General features: G+C 42.7%; 22 protein-coding genes and 1 riboswitch. Of the genes, 7 read left to right on the forward strand and 15 right to left on the reverse strand.

Annotated features, from left to right (window positions below):
- Window positions 1–5: 5 nt before the first annotated feature.
- Both KFT32_RS07485 and KFT32_RS07490 read left to right on the forward strand, forming a co-directional pair.
- Entirely contained in the window at window positions 6–209 is a 204-nt protein-coding gene (locus KFT32_RS07485; RefSeq protein WP_211746520.1) for a hypothetical protein, read from the forward strand.
- 109 nt (window positions 210–318) lie between these two features.
- Window positions 319–1,851, forward strand: a complete 1,533-nt coding sequence (locus tag KFT32_RS07490) for a Ppx/GppA phosphatase family protein (RefSeq protein ID WP_211746521.1) — start codon at window positions 319–321, stop codon at window positions 1,849–1,851.
- Here KFT32_RS07490 and ppk1 read toward each other — a convergent pair.
- Window positions 1,826–3,919 carry a polyphosphate kinase 1 gene (gene ppk1, locus KFT32_RS07495; protein ID WP_211746522.1) on the reverse strand — a complete coding sequence of 698 codons (2,094 nt, stop codon included), beginning with the start codon at window positions 3,917–3,919 and terminating at the stop codon, window positions 1,826–1,828. The two genes, KFT32_RS07490 and ppk1, sit on opposite strands and share 26 nt — an antisense overlap.
- 290 nt (window positions 3,920–4,209) lie before the next feature.
- Between ppk1 and KFT32_RS07500 the strand changes: the two genes are divergently transcribed.
- The gene (locus KFT32_RS07500; RefSeq protein WP_211746523.1) at window positions 4,210–4,437 is read left to right on the forward strand and encodes a hypothetical protein; all 228 of its coding nucleotides are present in this window, start codon (window positions 4,210–4,212) and stop codon (window positions 4,435–4,437) included.
- Between the two features lie 75 nt (window positions 4,438–4,512).
- On the opposite strand, the gene KFT32_RS07505 is transcribed toward KFT32_RS07500, so the two are convergent.
- From KFT32_RS07505 to KFT32_RS07520, 4 genes are all read right to left on the reverse strand, one after another.
- Complete coding sequence (locus tag KFT32_RS07505) at window positions 4,513–4,899, reverse strand: VOC family protein (protein WP_211746524.1); 387 nt, start codon at window positions 4,897–4,899, stop codon at window positions 4,513–4,515.
- A 248-nt stretch (window positions 4,900–5,147) separates the two neighbouring features.
- Window positions 5,148–8,816 carry a glycosyl hydrolase family 18 protein gene (locus KFT32_RS07510; RefSeq protein ID WP_211746525.1) on the reverse strand — a complete coding sequence of 1,223 codons (3,669 nt, stop codon included), beginning with the start codon at window positions 8,814–8,816 and terminating at the stop codon, window positions 5,148–5,150.
- 497 nt (window positions 8,817–9,313) lie between these two features.
- Window positions 9,314–10,108, reverse strand: a complete 795-nt coding sequence (locus KFT32_RS07515) for a hypothetical protein (RefSeq protein ID WP_211746526.1) — start codon at window positions 10,106–10,108, stop codon at window positions 9,314–9,316.
- A gap of 151 nt (window positions 10,109–10,259) precedes the next feature.
- On the reverse strand, window positions 10,260–10,619 hold the full coding sequence (locus KFT32_RS07520) for a HesB/IscA family protein (RefSeq protein WP_211746527.1): 360 nt from the start codon (window positions 10,617–10,619) through the stop codon (window positions 10,260–10,262).
- Window positions 10,620–10,991: 372 nt separating this feature from the next.
- Between KFT32_RS07520 and mqnE the strand changes: the two genes are divergently transcribed.
- Both mqnE and KFT32_RS07530 read left to right on the forward strand, forming a co-directional pair.
- Window positions 10,992–12,098: an aminofutalosine synthase MqnE gene (mqnE, locus tag KFT32_RS07525; protein WP_211746528.1), complete on the forward strand. Its 1,107-nt coding sequence runs from the start codon at window positions 10,992–10,994 to the stop codon at window positions 12,096–12,098.
- A gap of 197 nt (window positions 12,099–12,295) precedes the next feature.
- Window positions 12,296–13,357 (forward strand): NAD(P)/FAD-dependent oxidoreductase, encoded by a 1,062-nt coding sequence (locus KFT32_RS07530; RefSeq protein ID WP_211746529.1) that lies wholly within the window; start codon window positions 12,296–12,298, stop codon window positions 13,355–13,357.
- A 16-nt stretch (window positions 13,358–13,373) separates the two neighbouring features.
- Here KFT32_RS07530 and KFT32_RS07535 read toward each other — a convergent pair whose 3' ends face one another.
- On the reverse strand, window positions 13,374–13,625 hold the full coding sequence (locus KFT32_RS07535; protein WP_211746530.1) for a YuzB family protein: 252 nt from the start codon (window positions 13,623–13,625) through the stop codon (window positions 13,374–13,376).
- An 81-nt stretch (window positions 13,626–13,706) separates the two neighbouring features.
- On the opposite strand from KFT32_RS07535, the gene KFT32_RS07540 reads away from it, so the two are divergent.
- The gene (locus tag KFT32_RS07540; protein ID WP_160034785.1) at window positions 13,707–13,955 is read left to right on the forward strand and encodes a NifU family protein; all 249 of its coding nucleotides are present in this window, start codon (window positions 13,707–13,709) and stop codon (window positions 13,953–13,955) included.
- Window positions 13,956–14,015: 60 nt separating this feature from the next.
- Here the strand turns inward: KFT32_RS07540 and KFT32_RS07545 are convergent, their stop codons facing one another.
- The 8 genes from KFT32_RS07545 to KFT32_RS07580 all read right to left on the reverse strand — a co-directional run bounded on the left by KFT32_RS07545 (window position 14,016) and on the right by KFT32_RS07580 (window position 22,295).
- A complete protein-coding gene (locus KFT32_RS07545; protein ID WP_211746599.1) occupies window positions 14,016–14,786 on the reverse strand; it encodes an SDR family oxidoreductase in 771 nt (256 codons plus the stop codon).
- Between the two features lie 139 nt (window positions 14,787–14,925).
- The gene (locus tag KFT32_RS07550; RefSeq protein WP_211746531.1) at window positions 14,926–15,765 is read right to left on the reverse strand and encodes a MetQ/NlpA family ABC transporter substrate-binding protein; all 840 of its coding nucleotides are present in this window, start codon (window positions 15,763–15,765) and stop codon (window positions 14,926–14,928) included.
- A gap of 59 nt (window positions 15,766–15,824) precedes the next feature.
- On the reverse strand, window positions 15,825–16,493 hold the full coding sequence (locus KFT32_RS07555; protein ID WP_211746532.1) for a methionine ABC transporter permease: 669 nt from the start codon (window positions 16,491–16,493) through the stop codon (window positions 15,825–15,827).
- On the reverse strand, window positions 16,490–17,506 hold the full coding sequence (locus KFT32_RS07560; protein WP_211746533.1) for a methionine ABC transporter ATP-binding protein: 1,017 nt from the start codon (window positions 17,504–17,506) through the stop codon (window positions 16,490–16,492). The genes KFT32_RS07555 and KFT32_RS07560 overlap by 4 nt, the downstream gene beginning before the upstream one ends.
- Window positions 17,507–17,682: 176 nt before the next feature.
- Window positions 17,683–17,819: riboswitch (SAM riboswitch) on the reverse strand.
- 179 nt (window positions 17,820–17,998) lie between these two features.
- A complete protein-coding gene (locus tag KFT32_RS07565; RefSeq protein WP_211746534.1) occupies window positions 17,999–18,718 on the reverse strand; it encodes a Cthe_2314 family HEPN domain-containing protein in 720 nt (239 codons plus the stop codon).
- Window positions 18,719–18,784: 66 nt separating this feature from the next.
- Window positions 18,785–20,551 carry a UbiD family decarboxylase gene (locus tag KFT32_RS07570; RefSeq protein WP_211746535.1) on the reverse strand — a complete coding sequence of 589 codons (1,767 nt, stop codon included), beginning with the start codon at window positions 20,549–20,551 and terminating at the stop codon, window positions 18,785–18,787.
- A gap of 204 nt (window positions 20,552–20,755) precedes the next feature.
- Window positions 20,756–21,706, reverse strand: coding sequence for a COX15/CtaA family protein (locus KFT32_RS07575; RefSeq protein ID WP_349304876.1), 951 nt, complete (start codon window positions 21,704–21,706; stop codon window positions 20,756–20,758).
- 244 nt (window positions 21,707–21,950) lie between these two features.
- Entirely contained in the window at window positions 21,951–22,295 is a 345-nt protein-coding gene (locus KFT32_RS07580; protein ID WP_211746536.1) for a thioredoxin family protein, read from the reverse strand.
- Between the two features lie 138 nt (window positions 22,296–22,433).
- Between KFT32_RS07580 and KFT32_RS07585 the strand changes: the two genes are divergently transcribed.
- A complete protein-coding gene (locus KFT32_RS07585) occupies window positions 22,434–23,744 on the forward strand; it encodes a DUF2515 family protein (RefSeq protein WP_349304877.1) in 1,311 nt (436 codons plus the stop codon).
- A gap of 49 nt (window positions 23,745–23,793) precedes the next feature.
- Here the strand turns inward: KFT32_RS07585 and KFT32_RS07590 are convergent, their stop codons facing one another.
- Window positions 23,794–25,425: a putative polysaccharide biosynthesis protein gene (locus tag KFT32_RS07590; RefSeq protein ID WP_211746537.1), complete on the reverse strand. Its 1,632-nt coding sequence runs from the start codon at window positions 25,423–25,425 to the stop codon at window positions 23,794–23,796.
- Between the last annotated feature and the right edge of the window lie 24 nt (window positions 25,426–25,449).

Genomic DNA, 25,449 nt, shown 5'->3' on the forward strand with positions numbered 1-25,449 from the left:
ACTCCGTGGCTCAATTTATTGAAGGATTCTACGGTATTGCCTACTTTGCAATGGTCATTGTTTTAGTCGCAGTTACCATTCTCACGTTTATCACAGGAATTAAATTTATACGTGACAAAAAACATATCGGGTTCGGTATTGGTTGTATTGTTTTTTCTGTTATCTTTTCTGCCATTATTATAGAAGTCATTAAATTCATCAATAATTGACCCGTTACAGCAAGGAACCATCTTCTCCGAAAATGGGAGATGGTTTTTTCGTCTATTCTTTTTTCGGTTACAATAACAAAAAGGCAAGGAAAGAAGGAGCTGTACTTATATGACGTCTCATCGTTTCGGAATTATTGATATCGGGTCTAACTCCATCAGGCTCGTTATTTATGAAGTACTACATATGGGGGCACACCGTGTCTTATATGAGAAAAAATACGCTGCTAGACTCAGTCAGAAGGTGGATCCCGACGGTACCATTAGCTATGACGCCATAGCATCCATTCTGCCGGTGCTTCGCAGCTACCAGGAAATATGTGCAAGTTATCGAGTGAATAACATCAGAGCAGCTGCTACAGCCGCGATACGTAATGCTCGAAACAGGGATGAGATTACAACATGGATCAGGAATGAAATCGGTCTTGAAGTACAACTAATCTCAGGAGAAGACGAAGGACGTCTTGGATTTCTCGGTGTCATTGAATCGCTTTCTATTTCAGATGGATTTATTATCGACATCGGCGGTGGAAGTACGGAAATCACCCTTTTTCTGGACGGACAATATAAAGACAGCCTTTCCATCCCTTACGGTGCTGTAAACTCCCATGCTCGTTATGGCTCGTCCGCTTACTGGAGCAGAGATATGGTAGATGCATTTCGCAGTTCCATACATGCCTATCTAAAGGACTACTCCTGGACACAGGATCACACTGGACTTCCGCTCGTCGGACTTGGAGGAACGGTACGTTCCCTTGCTAAGATGGCGCAGAAGAAGCAAGAATACTCCCTTCCGGTCATGCATAATTACCGAATGGAGCCTGAAGATATTCGTGTATTTTATAATACGCTCCCTTACATCCCTTCTGATCAGCGCAAAAAAACACCGGGTTTATCCAAGGACCGGACAGACCTTATCATCCCAGGTGTTATATTGTTGCAGACTATTTTTGAATGGCTAGAGTCCACACATTATATTGTCAGCGGTGCAGGGCTTCGGGATGGGCTTTTCTATGAAATGATGCAAAAAGATTATCCCGAATATATGAATCAGGAAGTACTGACCAAAAGCATCTGGAATCTACTTCATTTCAACTCCTCTGCTCCGGCAGAGGAAATGAACCAACTCCGTTCTTGTATGGAACAGCTCTATCAAGAGCTCGAAGCTGAATCCTCGCTATCTGATAAACGAATTATATACGCCTCCGCGATGCTCTATCGCATTGGGGAGCGAATTCAGCATCACCGGGCGAGCCAGCATTCCCTCTACTGGATTAAGAACCACGGTGTCTGGGGACTGAGCCACCGAGAAGCCATCATTACTGCCATGATTGCCGACTATCATCCTAAAAGTAGAACTCCTATGGAAATGGAACATCACAAGGATATTTTACGGGTTGAAGATAATAAACGGGTTGCACGCCTCGGCTCACTCCTGCGACTTGCTTCTGCCTTATACGGAAGTGGAGGGTCTGCCGTTGAAAAAATGACAGTAAACAAAATAAACGACACTCTGCAATTGAAATTAATCTGCCGCAGAGAGCCGTTTATTGAACTGAAAGAACTTGAAGATATAAAAAAAGAAGTAGAAAAAACTTGGAAACTAGATATGAAATGGTCTATCTCGAATTCTTCCATGTCTTGATTTGAATTGCCTCAAACTGACTTCGTAGTAAAGGCTCCTTGTTGTTAACCGGTGTATACGTTCCATTGGATAATAACTGACGAGCCTTCACGTTGTCATTAAGCGAAAGCTCCAGCGTATTCACAAGAGTTTGTTTCAGTTTCGGGTCATTTACCGGGCACATCAGCTCGATCCGGCGATCCAAATTTCTTGTCATCCAGTCTGCACTCGAAAGATAAACCTCGGAATCTCCCCCGTTCTCAAAATAGAAAATACGAGAGTGCTCCAGAAAACGGTCCACAATACTAATCACCCGAATGTTCTCACTGACTCCCTCAAGACCCGGACGCAAGCAGCAAACCCCTCTTACAATAAGCTGAATCTGTACTCCGGCTTGTGAAGCTGCATATAGTTCATCAATGATTTCCTGATTCGAAAGCGAGTTAACTTTGGCAATGATTTTTGCTGGTTTGCCTTTTTCCGCATTGGCAGCTTCCCGCCGAATCATCTCGAACAGTTTACTTTTTAGTCCAACCGGTGCAATATGAAGCTCATCAAGCCCTTGAGCAGCTGAATAACCGGTGATTTCATTAAATACCTGTGAAGCATCTTCCCCAATTTGAGGATTCGAGGTCAATAAGCCGATATCCGTGTATACACGAGCTGTACTCGCATTATAATTACCAGTACCCACATGAACGTACCTTCGGAGCATATCCTGTTCTCTCCGCACGATAAGAATGATTTTGGCGTGCGTTTTGAGACCTAACAAGCCATACACAACGTGGCAGCCGGCTTTTTCAAGTTTCCGAGCCCATGCTATATTTCGCTCTTCATCAAATCTGGCTTTCAGCTCCACTACAACGGTGACCTGTTTGCCCATCTCTGCTGCATGAGCAAGCGCAGGAATTAATCTTGAATCTCCATTGACACGATATAAAGTCATTTTGATCGCCATAACCTGTGGATCTTCTGCTGCTTCTTCCAGAAAATCCGTCACTGCATCAAACGATTCATACGGGTGGTAGAGAAGAACATCCTGCCTGCGTAAAATTTTGAAATAACTTTCTTCGGTATTAAAGACTTCCGGATATACGGGTTTCAGATTAGGGTATTTCAAGTGGTTATAACTTTCAAGCTGATCCACAAAACCACCAAGGAAGCCCAGATCTAGCGGTCCCTCCATTTCAAACATCTGGTCATCTTGAATACCGAATTCATGCTGTAAATGACCAAGCGCATAAGGATGAATCCCCTGTTCCACCTCAAGACACACTGGGGCTCCGCGTCTACGACGTCTCAGTTCTTTTTCGATTTCTTCCAGCAGATCTTCCACTTCTTCTTCATTAATATAGAGGTCTGAATTTCTCGTTAGCCGAAAGCCATGAACCGACTCTGGTATGTACCCACTGAAGAGGGTATGAATATGATGCTTTATAAGCTCCTCCGTAAGAATAAATGATTTCTTTTTGCTGTTCGAACGTAAGGGTACTTTAATAACTCTCGGAATATTGGATGGTACCTGAACGATAGCAAAATAGAGTTCATTGTCATCTCCTTCTTTACGAAGTACGACAGCAAGATAAACAAATTTATGGTGTACAAGTGGAAAAGGTCTGCTCTGATCTACAGCCATCGGCGTAAGCACGGGAAAAACAATATCATGATAATATTGCTCCATCGCCTTCTGCTGGGTTGCATTTAGATCCGTATACTCCATAAATACGATGCCTTTTTTAGAAAGTTGTCTCAAAAGATCTCGATAGGAGCGATACTGTTCCTGAATCATTTTGGAAATACGCTTCATTAATCGTTTATAAAGACCTGTCGGGGTGTACCCAGTAAAGTCTTTTTTCATCAGCTCAGCTTTCATCTTCTCTCTTGTTTCGGCAACCCGCACACTCATGAATTCATCCAGGTTGGAAGTAACAATGGATAAGAAACGTACTCGTTCGAGTAAAGGCGTATCCGAATTTTGCGCTTCCTGAAGCACTCTTCGGTTGAATTCCAGCCAGCTTAAGTCTCTGTTCAAATAGGAATACACTTCATGTTCACTCTTCGTTTCTATACGTACGCTCTCGTTTTTCATAAGACCCCTCGCAGTAATATCAGTATTGTAGCCTACTCTATTGTAAACCTTCATAAAACAGTCAATCATCATCCGAGTGTTAAATTTACGTAAACATTATGTAAAATCTTTCATTTTGCTGCATATATATATCGTAGATAGGATGAAGAGTTAGCAAAGATCAGATAGTTTGTTCTCCCAATTTCTGTCGAATGCTTTACAATAGAGTAGAGAGAAGGTAAAGTGTTTACGTCAGCTCACTTAAGAGCGTATACATGAACGTAAATGACACCTTATAGAAGGAGGATACGATGAATTCCAACAAATCCCGAACACTGCAAAAAAACATAGAGTTTTTTACCGCCGCCTTGTCTCAAACCGTCGTTTCCGTCTGGCAGGAAGATTCCGCAGGCGTCTATTGCGAAATCGCTCGAGGGTATGTAGAGATGTTTTCTAATGATAAAGTCCGTGTAAGAAGTGACGATGGCAGGGAACACCATTACTCGAGAGATACCGTTATATTTCAAACGGAAGTTTAATATATAGCTACGACTACATAACACGAAGCAGTTTATCGGTGTAATGTAGTCGTTTTTTATTGTCTCATGTATCGATTATGAAAAATATGGAGCATCAAACTCAATGATGTTATGATCGGGGTCGAGAATGAAGATTTGGGCGAATCCTGCCACACTGTTTGGTCTCTCTTCATAAGGAATTCCTACGGATTCGAGCCATTCTTTCGTCTTCTGGAAACTTTTTACCCATACAGCGAAATGACCATCTGTCGTATCTATTCCACTATTTCGGAGTGATTCTCCTTCAGGATACTGAAGCAAATGAAGCTGCTGCCCTTCCCCAATGGCATACCAGACTCCTGTTGAATGAAATGGAGGACGCTCAATCTGTTTGAATTTCAACTTCTCAGCATAGAACTGATGAGCTCTTGTCAGGTCTCGAACAGCCAGACTTACATGGTGAATTCGTTCTATTTCAATCATGATGTGATTCCTCTTTTCCATACCCATTTTTAACCCGAATTGAAGTGTCTGAAAAACAAAATATCCTGTAGTGATATGCTAACACAAATAGAGCCCAAAGTTGATACCCACTCACGAATTCATTTAATTCCTTAGGCCGAAAATGACCCAACTACTATTGCAAATAAAATAGAGCTGATCCATGCCACCTGTGATGGTATGGATCAGCTCTTCTTTTGGTTATCAGTACATTAAACGAAGAAATATAATTATTTATTCGTTAGATTCAAATCACGTAGTGTTCTCATAATTAAGACGACTGCTTCTTCTTTCGTCACATTTTTTTGCGGAGCAAGTCGACTCACTGATACACCATTTAGCAGTTTCTTTTCTACAAGAATGGCAACGGATGATTTTGCATAGGGTGCAATATCACCTTGATCCTCGAACTGTGCTAACACAGCCAAATTAGCGGCTTCCTGTTTTCCAGCGTATTGAAGGACATTCGCAATGATGACTGCAAGTTCTTGACGAGTGATATCCGCATTGCCATCAAACGTACCATTTGTTTTACCTTTTACAAGGGAAGCTCCTTTGGCAGCGGCAATTTCCTTGGCATACTTTGATTCATTACTCACATCGATAAAGTTTTGTTCACTGGCATTCGGTATTAGACCCAGTCCTCTTACGAGGATGGAGATGACTTCTTCACGTGAAATGTTTTCTTTTACTTGAATCTTTCCGTTCATATCCGGAAGTAGAATCTGCTTGTTAATGGCTTGCTCCACGTCTGCTCGTGCCCAAGTAGAGACGAAACCTGTAAATTCACTGCTGTTTTGTGCCAAGAAATAAATACCGCCTGCCGTTTTCTGCATCTGAACCTTAGCCGTTCCATCGGCACTCAGAGTCACCAAGGTCGGAACAGGACGGAATTCACCTGTAGCTTTGATATAAACAAACCCAGCAAGGTGTTTGGTATCTACATCTTTTGCATCCAGTATAATAAACTCACTGACATACGAGGTACCAAACCCTTTGATCTCCTCTGTTGTCCCTTTTTCGCTTATTTGCTCTATCTTCAGCTGTCCCAGTTTACGTACAATCTTGTTGTTTTTAATCCATGCTTCGATTGCTTTCGCTTCTGTTTCCGAAGCAACAGAGGTGGTTACTCTGATATCCGCTGCTCCTGTTACTAGCGACACCGGGATTTTCTGTTCAGCTCCATTTACGATCAAGGTAAGACTTGCTGAAGCAGATTTCTTAGCGATTGCTGCAATCACAGCCTGCTGAAGAGTAATCTCTGTCTGTTTCGCACTGCTTTTCACCACAATTTTGAAGTCAGCTTGTGCCGAGGCACGAATCGTTTTTAGAGCGTTCTCCGTATTTAGCGTAACCTTTGCTGTATCTCCTTCTGTAACTACCGTCGCCTCTAACTGATTTGATTCAAGTGCTGGTGTAGTTGGTGTTGGCGTTACCACTGGTGAAGGATTCGGCTGTGGATAAGGCTCAGGTGAAGTGACTATTACTTTCTTTGTTGTAAAATTAGATACTTTCTCAACCGAATTGCCTGATTTCTTTGTTGCAAGGATTCGAACTACGTGGTCCTCATTCGCATTTACCGAAATCGTGTGCGTGTTTTTTTGCGTTGTTGCGATATATTCGCTATCTAAAAACACTTCATAATGGGTCGCACCTGATACGGCATTCCAATGAACCGAGTACTTTTGATCTTCTACTTTTTCAAAGCTCACATTCGTTGGTGCGGCAAGCTCTTCTGTATTCACTACGCCATCCATCGGAAGGTTGTAAGCAAGTTCATTGATCAGCGCATTACTGCGATCACCTGTAACTTCCCAGCTCATTGCCCCCGCAATGTCCAGCGATTTGATCATGGAAGCTGTATATTTCATTGTTGTTTCATCATTGTAAGTTATGAAAATTCCTGTCGTTGGATTGTATACGTAGGATACTTTGGCTGCTTCGTTCCAGGTATGAGTGAAACCATTTTTGTTCACATAGTTAGTTTGGATATCATAAAAATCAAAGGTTCCCGGTTCCCACGACCCTTTTGGTATTTCCCCTTCACAAGTAGTGTACTCTCCCGGGGAAGGACAGCCAGACCATCCTTTACCGTAGTAAGGGACACCTGCTAACAGTTTATACTCAGGCACACCTCCGTTTAGATGGCCGAGTAATCCACCCAGCACGTTGTTACGTGGAGCTGAGCTTTTGGGAAGATTACGATCATAGTATAGTGGCGAGTTGTGGTTCGCTAAAGACTCCCATGTTCCGCTGTAGTCATACGTCATAATGTTAATAAAATCAAGATAAGTAACCGAGTTTTTCAAATCCGCATTCACCACAAAATTATCACCTTGGGCTGATGCAATCGTAAGTAAGTAATAGACGCCGTCTTCTGAGCCCGCTGCATCCAATGCTTCACGAACGGTTTTCATTAAAAGGGTGAAATTTTCTTTATCCTCCGGACCACGCGAATTGTTGTCTTCTCCACCCTCTACCGGATACTCCCAGTCAATGTCGAGTCCATCCAGATTGTACGCTCTCAGGAAATCGACTGCAGAGTCGGCAAAAGCACGGCGTGTAATTTCATTTTTGGCCATATTAGAAAAATTATCTGACCAAGACCAGCCGCCAACAGATATCATCATTTTAAGATTCGGATTTTCGGATTTCATTGCATTGAAGCGTGCAAGATTATCAATATCTTTTTCCTTATCTCCAATAATCATTTCTCCATCGAAAACATAATCCGATTGAAGTGGAATGTTAGCATCCTGACAAGGTTCACCCTTGCTATTGATTGCTCTCCAGCAAAGATCTGCAAAAGCATAATTCACATGGGTAAGCTTCGAAACAACCACATCTTCAGGTTGGAAGTTACGTCCTTCTTCATACACAGCCCAGTTAGGAAAATAAGAAATGTTGTTGTAGCTGCTCCCTGGTACTGCAGAAACTTCTGCGCTTGCTTCCGAAATCCAAAGACTGTTTTTGGCAATCACGCTATAATTGTAAGTTTGTCCTTCTGTTACCTTGTCTGCAACATAACGCACATCAGCAGTCGTTCCGAGAAGTGTTCCGTTCTGGTACACTTCGTATTCCGTTGCACCAGGAACAGGTGCCCATCCTAAACTTACCTCAGACCTTGTAGCCGTGATGACACTAAGCCCTTCAGGAGCTGCAAGCTCACCCCATGTGATCGTAACCGAATTGCTGTTCTTGGAGACAGGATAGCCCTCTTTCTGAGCTCCAACTTCAAACTTATATGTCTTCCCATCGATTAGACCACCGTCCGGTTTGTACTTATAAGTTGTATCCTGTTCCTCCCAGCTGCCGCCTGCCCAGCCTCCATTCACGTAGACATCATAGCCCGCTGCTCCAGGACTAGATCCCCAGCTGAGGTTCACCGTATCATAGGTAACATCGCTAACGCTGAGTGCGCTTGGCGGTGTGAGCGGTGTATCCGGATATTCACTTGTGTCCGCAGGGGTAGTGAATTCTAGCACGTTACTCTTTGCGCTATCGGCATTCCACGTAATGTAGATACGATATGTAGTCTCTGGTTTCAGACCCGTAAGCGTACGAGTGTAATAATTTCCCCAATTAATATATCCGTTCGAATCTGCGTAATAAATCTGAATGTTATTGTCATCTGGGTCATCACGGAAATCCCATTCGATTTTTGCTGTATTATGTTTGAGTCCACCTTCTGCTAATCTCAGATGTTGAGGGGCACCCGGATTGACCTGATCATAAGTCGCTTCCGTTACCGTAGGAGCAGTGATTGTTGATTGAACTGGCGAAATGCCTTCTTCGGCGTGAGCATAAGGTGCTTGAACTAAGGGGGTAAGAAGCAAGATAAGAGCAAGAAATGGATTCATCCATTTGATTTCTTTTTTCCTTGGATATAAATTCACCATCTTCACCTCTATTAAGTTATCAATTTGATAAATAATGTTGACTGCAAGTCATATTCTCAAGACCAAAAAAGTAGATGTAACATGTAGTTAGAAGAAGTTAAATACAAGAGTGGAAATAAATCTGGATTTTACGTCAGAAGTACATATAGGAGGAACTACTATCACAAGATAACTTAGAAAAAGGAGATTCTCATAAATTGAAAGCGGTTACCTTAATATAGTCCATAATACTTGGCTGCACTCCTCACATGGAGTGTCACCTCTCGTTCCCCTCCTTTCTGTAAACCACAAGTAAAATAAAAAATGGTATTGCTTTAATAATGGAACCTGTTGGTAAAAATAAAAAGGGGGATTATTCCATACTAGTGGGATAACATTTCCTTATCTTAGAATAGACCTGTGTATAAATAAATTCGTTACTCGCTTACAGCGCACATCAAAAAAACCACCTCAATCCAGAGTTAACGGACTTTCGAGGTGGTTTTTCTATAATTATACTAATTTTCACTTTCCCACACGACACGACTCGTAACCAGATCAATAATTTTAGCGTCTTCCACAAAAGCCGCTAGCTTTAAAGCATCCTTTTTATTTACAAAGGCATCGAAGTACACTCCATTTACATATAGAGCCACCCCATTTTCACTGGCGGAAGCGTTGGCTTCAGGCAAATCAACAGCTGCCTCGTTCACGCTGTTTACTTGCTCTGTTTCGTTTGTTGCCTTTGTCTGTAATGTAGTCTTTTGTTGTTCTACAGTCTCAACTTGCTTCTCCTGCTGGATGCTACTATCTTTTGTTATCCCTTCTATGCCCTCGACGAGAGGGATCTCTTCTAAGGATGTTGAATCAGTCTGCTTCGTATTCTGTTTCATTATCTGCTGTTGCGCCCCTGTAGTCGAGACAACAAACTCCTCCTCGAGTGGCTCCTGATAATAGATCACCTTATCGGTTGAAGAATGAAGATTCATCATCCTCATAAAAGTCTCTCCATACGACACGGTAATTGTACCCTCTGTAGCATCGGGAAGCTGCTTGTACTGAAGATTCAACCGACCATTCTGATCAACCCAACCATTCGTAATTGCATCCTCTTTGAACTGTACAAGATCCTCTGGTGTTGGCGGCATCTCCAAGTAATCAGAAGCTTTTCTCGCTATTTTTTCTGAAATTGGCTCCGCTATTAAATCGGAAAAAGCAGGTTCAGCCACCTTTTTCACCAATAGTAACAAAATTGCGAAAATAATCAGCATAATAAGTATAGTTCTTATGACCCTATTTATGTTATACAACATCTTGTTTTTCTCCTTTTTCTATGTACAAAGCCCTGGTTATATAAAAGATTATCGGTGAATGCTCTCATTATGATGAGTTTAAAAAAGACAAAACACCCCCCATAACGAAACAAATTCGTTATGGGGGGTGTTTTTTATATTGTGTATCCTATTAGCAAGGCTCTTCGTTCGGTTTTCCTGCATCTGTAGCTGTACGGAAGCTTGAACCACAACCGCATGTTGCAATCGCGTTCGGGTTATGAATAGTAAATCCTCCGGTCATACCGGATTCTTCAAAGTCGATTTCAAGACCTTCTAGTAGACGAAGGCTATCCTTCTCTACAACTACCTTCATATCTTGAACAGTCATATATAGGTCTGCATCCGTTTCATTATCGTCAAATCCCATTGCATATGAAAATCCAGTGCATCCACCTGCTGTTACACCAAGACGTAAAAACATATTCGGTGATTCTTGCTGCTCCAACATTTCTTTCAAGCGCTCTGCTGCTGTATCTGAAATGGTAATCATAATCGTTACCTCCTTCTTTCCATTATGATATTAATAAACCAACGTCTAGGTGACGTAAAAGAATTATAATGATGTGTACTACGTAGAATTATACTCCACCTGATCCCGCACCTCAAGAGATGGACATGGAATTAAAGGTAAAGAAGGAACAAGCTTTTTACTCCTATGTATTGAACCCCCGGAATGTGAGGTTTATAATAGTAAGGAATTGTACATCGCAAATGTCGAAGAATTGTCACAGAAAGACGCGTTCGCAGCCATAATTTCAGTTGTAACTTTTTTCACATTCTTAAAATTATTTTCATTGGTTTACCTTATAGTTACCAACATTATTATGCAAACACATAAAGTCATGACTCAGGAGGAATCAGCATGTCTACTTTAATCACACCATTTACGGACAGCAAGATGGCAGCCATTGTTGAAAAAGTACAAAATGGTCAACGCCTGACACTGGAAGACGGTGTTTATCTCTACGAAAGCGATGATCTGCTCACGATTGGTCAACTTGCCAACGAAGCTAACCTTCGCAAAAACGGTAAAAAAGTTTATTTCATTGAAAATATGAGCCTGTATTTCACGAATGTATGTGAAGCTCGCTGTGCATTTTGTAATTTCCGTAAAGACCAAGGAGAAGAAGGCTCCTACACGCTTTCCGGGCAAGAGATGATCGATTATGTAGAACAACATATCCACCCAGGTGTGAGAGAATTCCATATTGTTGGCGGACATAACAACCATGTCCCTTTTCAATATTATGTCGATTCCCTTCGTGCTTTAAACGAAAAGTATCCGAATGTTACGCTTAAAGCGTATACGGCTGCCGAGATTGACTTCTTCACTCGCATTAGCGGTCTCAGCATTAGAGAGGTTTTGCAGGAACTACAAAAAGCCGGACTTCAATCCCTCACGGGTGGTGGTGCAGAAATCCTCTCGGATGAATACCGTAAGAAGATGAAAGTTGAGAAAGCCAATGTCGATCGTTACCTTGAGGTTCATCGTACGGCACATCAGCTCGGTATGAAAACCCACACTACGATGTTGTACGGTTCTGTTGAATCCTATGAAGATCGTATTAATCATATGCTCCAAATTCGTGAACTTCAGGATGAAACGAATGGATTCATGGTATTTATTCCGCTCTCCATGCAGCCGAAAAGCAAAAATGCCGGTATCATGCGCCGTAATTCAGCTTACGAAGATCTAAAAACCATTGCGATCTCCAGACTCATGCTCGATAATATTGATCATGTGAAAGCTTACTTCATTAATATCGGTCCTCAATTAACACAAGTTGCGCTTAGCTTTGGTGCATCGGACGTGCATGGTACGATTGTACGTGAAAAGATTAGTCACGCTGCGGGCGCTCTAACACCTGAAGGACTGACTCGTAAAGAGCTCATCTGGCTAGTAAAAGGTGCTGGCCGTATTCCAGTAGAACGTGATACATTCTATAATGAGATTGAAGTTTTTGAATAATTTTGTTTTCTTTTACATGCATTAATTTTTCCCCAATGGATTCAGCCCTTTTCTTCTAGAGCTGAATCCACTTTACTGTTTCCCCTATTTTTATAAGAATTCATCATTCTTCACCCCATCGGCCTTTTCACTCATGACCGAGCGTAAATCTAACATCTTGTATATGCATAAAGCATAAGAAAGGAAGTTATTTCGTCATGAAAAATATCGTTATCCTCGGAGGCGGCTACGGCGGTCTAACCGTAATTAAACATCTAATTGAAGGCTCCATTCCAAATGACACCCAGATTATTCTTGTTGATCGAATGCCTTTTCAAGGTCTCAAAACTGAATATTATGCACTTGCAGCAGGTACTGTTTCTGATTATGACCTGCGTGTGCAATATCCTGTCCATCATCAACTTATTTATAAATATGGAGAAGTAGAATCTGTGAATTTGGAAGAAAAGGTCATCCTAATTCATGGTGAAGATCCGCTTTCTTATGAACAGCTAGTTATTGGACTTGGTTGTACAGATCGTTTTCACGGAGTTCCCGGTGCAGAGGAATTCAGCAGTACGATCCAAAGCTTCAAAAGTACACGGGAAACCTATCTTCGACTTAACGAAATCAAGCCGTATGGTCATGTCCATATTGTAGGGGGCGGTCTTAGCGGGGTAGAAATTGCAGCCGAAATAAGAGAAAGCCGGGCAGATCTAAACGTCACCATCTTGGACCGTGGAGAACGTGTTCTCTCTGCCTTCCCGCAGCGCTTGTCAGCGTATGTAGGAGAATGGTTTGGAGAACATCAGGTGGAGCTCAAAAACCATATCTCGGTATCCCGCGTTGAACCAGGAGCGATCTATAATCGTGATGAAGAAATTTTAACAGATACGGTAGTATGGACAGCAGGAATACAGCCTGTAAAAATTGTTCGTGACTTGAATGTTCAGAAAGACCCACAAGGTCGTGTCTCTTTGAATGAATATTATCAGATTCCAGAATATCCTGAAGTTTATGTCGTGGGTGACTGTGCGAGTGTTCCTTTTGCGCCAAGTGCTCAAGCAGCTGAAGCCCAAGGCGAACAAATTGCTCATGTCATTCATGCATTCTGGAAAAATGAAGAACCCAAAACCGAGGCTCTCAAGCTACGCGGTACTCTAGGAGCACTCGGCAAGAAATCCGGTTTTGGGCTTATGGGCAAAACATCCATGATGGGACGAGTCCCGCGGATTCTAAAAAGCGGTGTCCTTTGGATGTCAAAACGACATTTCGGTTAATTCATAAATCTGCTGCTCAAAGGTCCAAGTCATTCCATGCGTCAGCTTCTGCAATTTTGGACAAAATGGCTTCATGCAGTTCTTTTGCGCTATTCGCTGTGACAACTTCACCATTCACTAGTGCAAATGGAGCGTTACTGCATTGTCCGCAATTCGTGAGACAGCCGTATTCAATAACATCGTATTCGAGGTTTTCTTCTAGTTCCTCGAAGACCTCATCCGTTCCGAAGTGCATGTTGTTGGTACAAAATTCAATAATGGGTCTCAATTTATTCACCTGCTTTTGTTTTGACCATTTTATTTTGACTTCAATTGTACTATAATAAAGGGAAGGAAAGGAGTTGAAAATATGAGCGAAAACGTACAAAGCAGCACCATGTATGATGAAGTTCTAGAAGTTCTTGATAAACTTCGCCCATTCCTCCAGCGCGATGGCGGTGACGTGGAATTGGTTGATGTAGAAGACGGCATCGTTAAGCTGAAATTAATGGGTGCTTGCGGTAGTTGCCCAAGCTCCACCATTACATTAAAAGCAGGGATTGAACGCGCACTTGTTGAAGAAGTAGAAGGCGTTCAAGAAGTCGTTCAAGTATTCTAATAATCCCATCAGTATATAAGAGAGTCCCGCAGCTTCGATTTCAGAAGCGGGACTCTTTTTTTATTCTTTAATTGTTGGCCGAATGGGATCAAGACCTCCGGAAATATCCATAATATTCCCCGTGACAAAGTCCGATTGCTCCTGACATAGAAAATGAATAACTCTTGCTACATCTTCTCCGCTTCCCGGTCTCCCCCTAGGGGTCTCCTCATCAATTAATCCACTTACTTGTTCAATCGTCATCTCTTTATGATCGCCTCGGATATCTCCAGGACAGATCATATTTACTGTAATTCCATAAGGTGCTTCTTCGACCGCAAGTGTCTTTGTAAAAGAAACAAGTCCTACTTTGGCTGACGCATACACGGCCCGTTGTGGCCAGGACCTCGCTTCACCCGCATGACTAAATCCGAAATGGATGATCCGGCCCCAATTTTTTCGGCGCATACTAGGAAGAACACGGTGATCTAATAACATGGTACCCACCAAATTTCCCTGCATCAACATCATAATGTCCTCTTGCGTATATTCCAAAAACAGCTTCCGTTCCCTGATGAACGGTCCAGCATTGTTTATAAGTATATCCACTTCGCCGAGCTTTTGCTCTACGGTTGTAATTAGCCGTTCTATATCTTCCGCTTTACATATATCCGCCTGTACCGCGATAGAACGAACACCGAGCTTCTCGATTGCTGCACTTAAGTCTTCAGCTTCTTTCTGACTATGCACGTAGTTCAGTGCAATATCATAACCTTCGGCTGCAAGCCGAAGAGCTGTCATTTTACCAAGTCCCTTTGCGCTTCCTGTGATAAGGGCGACTTTGTTGTCCAACATCCCTTCCTCCTTCTAAAAAGAGCGGTTCCTATCCAGTATAATATAGCTGAAGTGATAAGAAAAGAAAGGAGGAGGATAAGAAATAAAACCCGCCTCTCGCTAGTAGCAGAGAACGGGTTTTCATCATTTTACTTTTTTAGAATGCAGGAACAATTGCTCCCGCATAGTTTTCTTCAATGAAAGTTTTAATTTCAGGTGAATTCAGAGCAGCATTCAATTTTTGAATGGCTTCGTCATTTTGATTATCTTCGCGAGATACGAGCAAGTTGGCATAAGGAGAGTCCTTATCTTCAATGAACAAAGCATCTTCTAGTGGATTTAAATCTGCTTCCAGTGCGTAGTTCACATTGATGACCGCAAGATCGACTTCATTCAGCTGACGTGGAAGCATTGCTGCATCCAGCTCAACGATTTTTAGATTTTTCGGATTTTCCGTAATATCGCTAATTTTCGATTCCACATTTGTGTTGTCTTTCAGTTTAATAACGCCATTTTTATCGAGCAAAATAAGTGCACGTCCACCATTTGTTGCATCGTTTGGAATTGCGATTTTAGCTCCATCTTTCAATTCATCTGCAGACTTGATTGTATTAGAATAAGCGCCAATAGGTTCAACATGAACGTTATTAAGAGCGACCAACTTCAAACCACGTGTTTCATTTTCATTGTCGAGATAAGGCTTGTGCTGAAAGAAGTTTGCATCCAATTGGTTTTGTGAGAGCTGTACATTCGGTTGTACATAATCGTTAAAGATAACGACTTCCAGATCAATGCCTTCTTTAGCAAGGAGCGGTTTTACTTTTTCCAAGATTTCAGCATGCGGTACAGGGCTTGCGCCTACACGAAGGGTTACTTTCTTTTCTGTTTGACCATTGTCTCCATTGCCTGTTGTATCGCTACCAGCAGAATCGTTGCCGCATGCAGCAAGAACCAATACCAATGTAAGTGTAAGCGCGGATAAGAACCATTTTTTCATAATCGTTAAACCCTCCTAATATTAGATAATTTAATGCACACTATATAAATGAAGATTCGTTACTTACGTGTAAAATGTTTAACCATTCTATCCCCTGCCATTTGCAGGACTTGAACCAACACAATCATTACAACAACCGCCACAATCATGACTTCTTGTTCATACCTGTAATATCCATAGTTGATTGCTAAGGCACCAAGCCCGCCGCCACCAACCATCCCCGCCATCGCGGTATAGGAGACAAGTGTAACAATCGTGATTGTAATTCCGGCAAGTAATCCTGGCAGGGATTCCGGCATGAGCACTTTCATAATAATTTGCCCTGTTGATGCTCCCATCGCTTGCGAAGCTTCAATGACTCCACGGTCTACTTCCCGCAAGGAAGTCTCAACGAGTCTTGCAAAGAAAGGAGCCGCACCTACCACGAGTGGAGGGATCGTTCCCACAACACCGATCGTTGTACTTACAATGGCTTTCGTTATAGGGAGCATCGCCACAATCAGAATAATGAACGGCACCGAGCGCAGGATATTCACGACAAAAGAAAGTACGGAATATACCGTTAGGCTTGTCTTGGAAGTAGAGCGAGAAGTCAGAAATAAGATAATTCCAACAGGCAGTCCAATGATAAATGTAAATATGCCGGATACGAGCAGCATGCTTAGTGTCTCCATCGTAGCCTTCTGTATCTCATCCCAGTTAATAACGGAAAAATCAAGACCCATCATTTCATCACCTCCACTTCAAGACCTTGCAGAGTTAGGGATTCAACAGTCCTTAAAATTTGTTCAGGGTGTCCTTCCAGACGAACTGTCAATTGACCATACGGCATCTGTTTAATCGTAGAGATCGTTCCTTGAAGAATCGCAAAATCGACTCCTGTTTGACGCACCGTCTGCGATAAGATGGAATCATACGTCTTGCTGCCAAGGAAGGTGATTTTCACTGTCTCTGAATGCTCCAGATGAGAAGCCTTAATTGCTTCTGCCATCAAATCGCCAACTTCAGTTTCTTTCAATATAAAATCTTGTGTTACTGGATGTTGCGGCTTCAGGAACACTTCTGTTACAGGTCCTTCTTCCACGATTCCTCCCTGATGAATGACAGCAACACGATCACAGATCGTCTGAATGACATGCATCTCATGGGTAATCAGTACGATGGTCAGGTTGTATTTCTGATTAATATCAAGCAATAACTTCAGAATCGAATTCGTCGTCTGCGGATCAAGTGCTGAGGTCGCCTCATCACACAGTAGAACTTGTGGGTCACTTGCAAGCGCTCTTGCAATACCAACACGCTGTTTTTGACCTCCGGACAGTTGAGCCGGATATTTATTACTGTGGTCTGACAGTCCAACAAGTTCCAGTAACTCCTTGACCTTCTGATCAATCTTCTTATTGTCTGTTTTTACGAGACGCAGCGGAAATGCAATGTTGTCATATACCGTAGCAGAACTTAGCAAATTAAAATGCTGAAAAATCATCCCTATTTTTCGCCGTTCAGCTTGAAGCATATGTTTATTTAAACTTGTCATGTTTACGCCATCTACATAAACTTCTCCTGATGTTGGGCGTTCCAACAAGTTAATTAACCGAATCAGCGTACTTTTCCCTGCCCCGGAATGACCGATGACACCAAAAATTTCACCTTTTTTAATCGACAAATCAAGTCCCGACAATGCGGTAGTCACTTGTTTTCCTCGTCCGTAATCTTTGCGGATATTTTTTAATTCAATCAATACGGTACCTCCTTGCCTTGCGGTCATTCTATTTCTTGAGTGAGTCTTTAGCAGAAGCCTATACGTTGTTTTACCCGGATCATCCACTTTTTACCCTTGTAATACATGGCTCGTATATAAACAAAAAGCCCCCCTTTTCGCAGAAAAAGAGGGCTTCAAATGGCTAAAGCGATTCCTTCTCATCTGCCAAGACCATATAAATACGATCTTGAAGGATTTAGCACCATGTCATCCTATATGGATAGGTTACTCTCCATAAAGAATCGGTTGCCGGGCTTCATCGGGCCTGTCCCTCCGCCACTCTCGATAAGAACTATATGCAATTGTTGATATTATTAAATGTTGTTATTTCTAAAACGAAATAAATATTTCAGAAACTAAGTGAAAGTATATGATACTTCACATCACTTGTCAAAGGAAATTATTATAATTTTATCGGAATTAAGGATATTAGAAACAATAGTACTGTTAGCACCTAAAATAAGGGAAAAATTATGAGCGAACCATTTGTCTGCCCCACGTTTTATTCATGTACTCAAAAGATTCAAGCAAGCTTCGTGAGACCAAATCCACTCCAAGCGCAAGATCGGTAGTAAAAGCTTTTAGATCCTCTAGCTTTATTTTCCCATGTAGGGCTTGATGTCTCTGCCATAAATCATCTTGCATCTCCACATTCATATGATGAATTTCCGTATTACGGCGTTTCCGAAGTCGGTTCATCGGTTCATGGTACTCATCTTTCAAGCTGCATAACTTCGTAAGAAGTCCCTTGTGTTCCGGTTGATACTCCAGCTGTTTTAGCACCGTAAAATAGGAAAAATGGGCTTTAAGCTTGGAAGTTTGCAAATGATACCAATCATCCAGTACGTTCCCCAGTTTATCAAGCACAGCAAACATACGAATGAAACCATCCTTGTAAAAGTATACATACCGAGCATAATCAGCTTTTTCATCTGGACCCATATCATCCGTGGATGTTGCATGAATCTTAGCCGCATAAAAAGAAGCGGCAAATGAACTTTGTTCCAGTTCATCTAAAGAGGTCATGAGACCACGGGTCCATATTTCCAGTTCACGATAATCATGGGTTGGGTCCGTACTCTTTTTTATTTCAAGGATTAATAATTTCAGAATATGAGCCATTGCATCCATGGCTTCCTTCAAATGCCCCGAATTGACACGGGGTGGCTCACCCAATAAAGTACGCAGCATATGAACATCCTCCCTGTACCTCATTTTCCCCCATCAAGGCACACAGAATCCCTATTTTATATTCAATTAAGCGAAATATGATTTCCAGCGCTGGTCAACCAGTTCCACAATATCTTCCCGCGGAATAACTTCTTCCGGGTAACCTGGTTTCATTCGTGCATCAATGACAATAGGTAATGAAAATCCAATGTGATTTCGTTTAACCAAAGTTTCCGCATACATATCACTAGCCGGATTAAAGCGAGTAAACACCGTCCATAGGAATGACATTTGGTTCTTCGCTACTTCCTGTGCATGATCAACCAGAATGACCAATGGCCAAGTCTGTTCAAGTGCAGCAAAACGCTCTACGATACGCCCTGCAAGTTCAGGTTCTTCCTCATAGGAAGCTCCCTCGACAAGAAGTACACCGCCACAATAAGGTTTAATATCCGTTATTTCATTAACGTGGCCGCCTTCGTAAATACGCGGAAGTTCTCTCGTCTTCTCTCCGACGCCGACGAGGATCGCCTTACTTCCATGGTTCAATTTGTGACCTGTATAATCAAGCGTATCGTGTGATGTATGGTCAAAAATAAACAGATCGGTTTGCGGATCAAACCTCTCCAGTACGGTTTCGATCAGTGTTGTGAAATTAGACAAATCAATGATCTGATCCGTTAAAATTAAAAACTTGGTCAAGGACAATTGACCTTGGCCTAATATGCTAAATCCGGAAACTAGTGCTTCACGAGAATAACTTTCACGGACTACTGCAGAAGCTAACGCATGAACACCACTTTCCGCGTATGCCCATAAATCTTTGACGGTCGGCATCACTATAGAGTAAGCAGGTGATAATAACCGCTGTACGAATTCACCGAGATAATAATCTTCCTGGCGTGGCTTGCCGACAATGGTCATCGGGTAGATTGCGTCTTTGCGATGCCACATCCGCTCCACGTTCAAGATAGGGAACTCATGCGCCAAGGAATAATAACCGAAATGATCGCCAAACGGACCTTCCATTCTCCGTTCATGGGGAGGAACCGTCCCCTTAATTACAAATTCAGCTTCCGCCGGCATCCGGTGTCCCCCATAAGGATCTTCCACCATCTTCAGCTTATCGCCTAAGATCAAGGAGGCCATTAGTAGTTCCGGCAGTTTTTCCGGAATTGGAGCGATCGCAGATGCAATAAGAGCAGGTGGCCCGCCAAGAATGACAGACACGGGTAAGCCTTGTCCACGCTGTTCGGCTTCATGATAATGGAACCCGCCGCCCTTTTGAATCTGCCAGTGCACTCCCGTTGTATGGTCATCATAAATTTGGATGCGGTACATCCCCAGATTGTGATCTTTATGATCATCGGGATGCTCAGTGTATACGAGCGGTAAAGTTAAAAACGGTCCCCCATCCAGCTGCCAGCTGGTCACTTTCGGAAGGGTAGCAAGCGGAGCTGCAGTCTGGTTTGCAGACAAAATAGGCGCTTCGCTTCGTTGCACCGTTTTGAGCCCTACTTTCAGTCCCTCTTTAATAAGATTTCGCTCGTTCCACAATGCCTTTGGTGTCGGCGGCATCAGTGATTTGGTTGCGCCTACAATTGATTTCATAAGTTCTTCAGGTCTTGGACCAAATGCCATATCTACTCTACGACTGGTCCCAAACATATTCGTTAGCACAGGAAAAGGAGTACCTTTTACGTTGGTAAATAGCAACGCCGGTCCTTGTTCCTCAATGACACGTCTATGGATTTCTGCAATCTCGAGGTATGGATCAACAGGTGTATCAATAATGACTAGGTCTTTCTCCTGTTTCAATTTGTTCACAAACTCACGTAAATTCGTATAAATCAATTTGGAAGATCCTCCTTTATAAAACAAAGCCCTGCGAATCAAATTCGTGGACTTTGTTATTTACATCGATATGTAGCCTTAACGGACAGGCACCAGCATTTATTGTACACTGTCCGGCTAATTTATTCCAAGACGCTTTTACTTTTTTGGTCTAAGACTTTTCTATAGATATGCGCCCTGTCTTTTATCTTTTTTGTCTTCCCCTTAACGATGGACACCAGCCGGTTTCGCCAACTTCCATACGACATAACTCATATACGCAAGGAGCCCGAACAATACAGCGATTATGGTCATGTGTGCAAGAACAACGAACATGTAAATCTCAGGACGATTCATCGTCAGCATAAGACCTACACCGGAAAGTACCTGAATAACGACAAGTGAAATGGCAGTAATACCAAGCACCTGTAATTCCCGGTTACCTTTGTTATGCCGATAAGCATAATGACTAAGAACGGCGATGACTAGAACTAGGAAGAAGGCTGCAACACGGTGTAAGAAGGCAACCGCTACCCCTCCAGATAGTTCAGGTACAACTGCACCATTACAAAGTGGGAAACCGGAACATCCGCCAGCTGAATCCGTGTGACTGACAAAAGCTCCTGTGTAGACAACAATATAAGAATAAATCGTTGTGAGCCATACCAGATTGCGGAATTGTTTGCTTACCCGTGGTAAACGATCAAACTTAGCAAGCCCTCCGAATTTCTGTTCTTGCCTTGCCCCAAGGGTCGTCATGAGTGCACTGGCAAGTGAAATAAATGCAAAACCGAGGTGCAATGCCATGACAGGAGGTGATTGAGAGAATACAACTGCGAGTGCCCCCATCATTCCTTGAATGATAACGAAAAACAGAGTCAGAAATGAAAAGATTTGTAGATCACGGCGCTGCTTTGCAAACAACATAAAGAGTACAAATGTGGTAATAGCAAGCAGCCCTGCTGAAGAACTGACGATTCGGTGTGAATATTCAATGAGCGAAGCGAGCGTATGCGCAGGTACGAACTGTCCGTGACATAAAGGCCACTCGTTACCGCAACCAAGACCCGACTCTGTACGGGTAACTACACCCCCGCCGAATGTTGCAAAAAACATGAATAGAGTAGTCACAAAACTAATCCATTTTAAAAGTCTGATATGCTTCAACTTATTCACCTGCTGTTATGAAATGTGGCGGATAACCGCATGCTGATTTTTGACAATATTCAGCAATCTCTTCTCATTATAACGGATAAAGGAATCCGAAACATAAAGCGATTGTGACAATATCTTAACGCCTGATAGAACGTAACTTTTCTCATTGCTCTATTGATTCGGCATATATAGTATACCCAAGCACAAAAGAAAACACCGCTCTCTTTTTAGTAAAGAGAACGGTGTGAACAATTCAAAGATAAGTTTAGCTGCGCAGTGTTTGGTACACTTCCACCGCACGTCTCAGAAAATCTTCAATTTCCTCACGAGATTTGCGGTTTTTATTCACGAAACGGATTAGTTCGCGGCCATCAGCATAGGCAACAAAACTAGGGATACCTAGAATGTTTTGTTCCTGACTGAGTGTGTCTGTTTGCTCTACATCGACTTCAATTAATGTAAGCAGCTGAGAGAACTCCTGCTCTACCTCTGGCATGAACGGATCGATAAATTTACAATCCACACACCAGTCCGCCTTGAAAACAGCTACCGTCAAGTTGGAAGACTGCGTAAGCACATCAAATTCGGCTTTAGAAGTAATTAATTTCATTTTTTATCATCCTCTCAACAACAATCTTGTATGTTCAAACTTTAGTGAATCAAACTAACGAGTGGAAGTCAAATGATTCGTACATACTACTATTATATAACCAGGCATAGTCCGTATCAAAAAGGAGGTTTGAACAAGGTGAACAATCAGCAATCTTCCATGCATCCCTTTCGCTCTATTTGGCAAATGGTAAAAACCATGCCACTGACCATAGCCGAAGTGATTCGCGGTAAACGTGCTGCCATTCTTTCCTCCAATCAGCTGCGACATCCGCTTCGGATATTCTCTTGGCCCACTTCATCTGCCATATGGATACAGAATGAACTGGAACATACGATGGCTAGTGTCCACGCTTGCGGAGTACAACCTGTTGCCTTTCGTGGAAGTCAGCTGGATCCTTATAGTGTGGAAGAGCTCGAAATCGTTCGTGAGATCATGGAGCAAACGCAGCGGCATAATCAGAGCAACCTGACGCGGACAGCTGCTTATCTTGCTTGTTATGAAGCTTACCCTGAGTTGCACTGGGCGCTGCTTGCTCATTTTGTGTCCCGAAACGGGGGCTATAATATGACGGATCTTAAGAGTGAACTGCTGCAAAATGTACTGAAAAGTCAGGATAACAAACAAGTATATCTTCTCTTAGAACGGTGTAATGCACTTATTTTTCAGGATGCTTATCCGCAGTTATTGTTGTATATGAAAAGCCGGGAGAATGGCCGCAGTTACTTTCATCTGCTATCCGAGTTTCATGTATCAGCCTTTATGAGTCCCTTCTGGGAACAGTTCTGGCTGGAACGTAACAGTGAAATACTGACGGTTGGTCTTATTATTAACGAACAAAATTACATTGAAAACCGAGTGATTCGAAATCCATATTATCAGCATCACGTCATGTCGACTCTCTCTTTTCGTTCCCATGAACTTGCCGGGCTGAATCATATTATTATTCCGCTTGGTGTTGATCAGGAGCTTGTCGGTCTAACCATTACTCATTTCAACAAACTTCATGAACGTATAGAATTTGGAAAAACGCTGTATGCCCTTCTGTTCGGTTATTCTCAGGTACTAACGAGAGCTTCAGCTTATGCAAGTGAGGTTCCTCATGAAGGCTCGCGAAGTGAATATTGGCCGAAGTATTATACTTCTCTTCATGGTCAAAAACTGGAGGAGCCGATTCTAACAACGGTTCTAAGTAATAGAGAAGTGCTCCCTGATGGAAATAAACTATACAGCCCTACCTTATATAAAGCTTGGTACGATATGCCTTACGAAAAAATTACGAGGGAAGATTGGCTGACACATACAGCTCAAACAGATACCCTTGGTCATCTCAACCTCCCTAGAAGACCCCGAGTATTTGATGTAAGTCATCAGCATCGATTTGCTCTGTGGAAACTCGGGATTATTCATGACTTGAATGAAATCAGAGAAAACGATAAGTTAACATAAAAAAAGAACGATGCCCCTGTATAACAAGCGCTATCGTTCTTTTTTTATGTTAGCCTTGACTACTTTGCTTTCTGCCTCGCTGTAATCGCATCAGAGGTCGAAGTACCCTTTGAATCATCCGTGGATAATTTTTAAGCTCGTCCTCTCGCAGTACGCGGAGCGTAATAAGCAGAACAAAATAACTGATCACAACAACAATGCCAACGAGCATACAGTTAATTAAGAACGCCACTCTTGCCGGCATCATATCAACCATAGATAACCCAAGCTGATGAAGTCCGTATCCAATTGCACTAGATATAACGACGGTAATTAGGAATCCAGCCCACCTTTTACCCAGAATAGAGAAGGTGACCGTCTTTTTGAGCACTCGAATATTCAGCAAGGTAATGACGAAGAAGGCAAGCCCCGTAGATGCAATGATCCCGTAAATTCCAAAGAAGTTCGCAAGAATAAAGCTGGCTGCAAGTTTGATGATGATCCCGATAAACACCGTGACCATTGTAATTCTAGGTTTACCAATACCAAGCAGGATCGAACTTGAAGTCATCATGGTAATTTGAAAAATCGTACCAAGTGTAAGCAAGGCCACAATTCCACTACCATCCAAGCTACTAAATAAGAGGCCATTAATAGAATACGCAGCCACACAGAGTGCAATGACCATCGGCATCCCTGTCATAATGGCAATACGCATCGCGAGAGTAACCTGGCCCCGCAGATGCATTTCATCTTTTCTAGCATAAGCCGCTGAAATAACCGGTACCAGCGACTGGCTTAATGCGATGGCGAGTATCGGTGGAATCCCTGCAACCGGCTGCGCCCGATTCGTCAAAATACCAAGCATCGCCGTCGCCGTGTCGGAGCCAACCTGACCACTAATCAATGGCTTGATAATGGACGAATCGATAAAGTTGACGGCAGGAACAGCTAATGATGACAAAACAATCGGAATCGACAGCGTGAAAATATCACGATAAATCCGAGATAAAGGGATCTGTGCTCCCGGCAGGTTCTGAAGACCACTCTCCCTATCTTTCCGAATCTGTTTGCGAGTGTAGTAAAGCATAACGGCAAATGCGCCGATACTCCCCAGCACACCTCCAAAGGTCGCACCTGCTGCAACTTCGGTATCCCCATAACCAGCTCTTAATAAAACAAAAGCCAGCAATATAGCCGTACCTACCCGTGCGAATTGCTCTACAATCTGCGAGATCCCCCCGGCTGTCATGTTGTTACGGCCCTGGAAATAACCGCGCATCATGGCAATGGTCGGGAATAACAACAGTGCAGGTGCCAGTGCACGAATGGCTGTAGCTGATTCAGGCACTTGAGCAATATAGGTCGCATAAAAAGGAGCCAAGGACCACAGCAGTAGCGTCATCACAAGACCAGCAAACGTTGCAAAGATGAGCGCAGCCTGATAGACCCGTTTGGCTTCCTCTGGTTTATCCAGCGCATAGCGCTCGGAAACCATTTTACTGAGCGTACTCGGAATACCTGCAGTAGCAACGGTAAGTAACATCAGATATACACTGTTCGCAATCCCGAATGAGGCATCCCCCACATCTCCGAGCAAATGCTCCAGTGGTACCCGTTGAACAAGCCCAAGTACCCGGGCAACGAGTGCGGCTACCGCAAGAATAATCGTGCCCCTGATGAATGATTCCTTTTTAGACAAAACGCATTTCCCTTCTTCCTTCCC

Origin of the sequence: Paenibacillus sp. Marseille-Q4541, assembly GCF_018310695.1 — a bacterium.
Taxonomy (GTDB): Bacteria; Bacillota; Bacilli; order Paenibacillales; family Paenibacillaceae; genus Paenibacillus.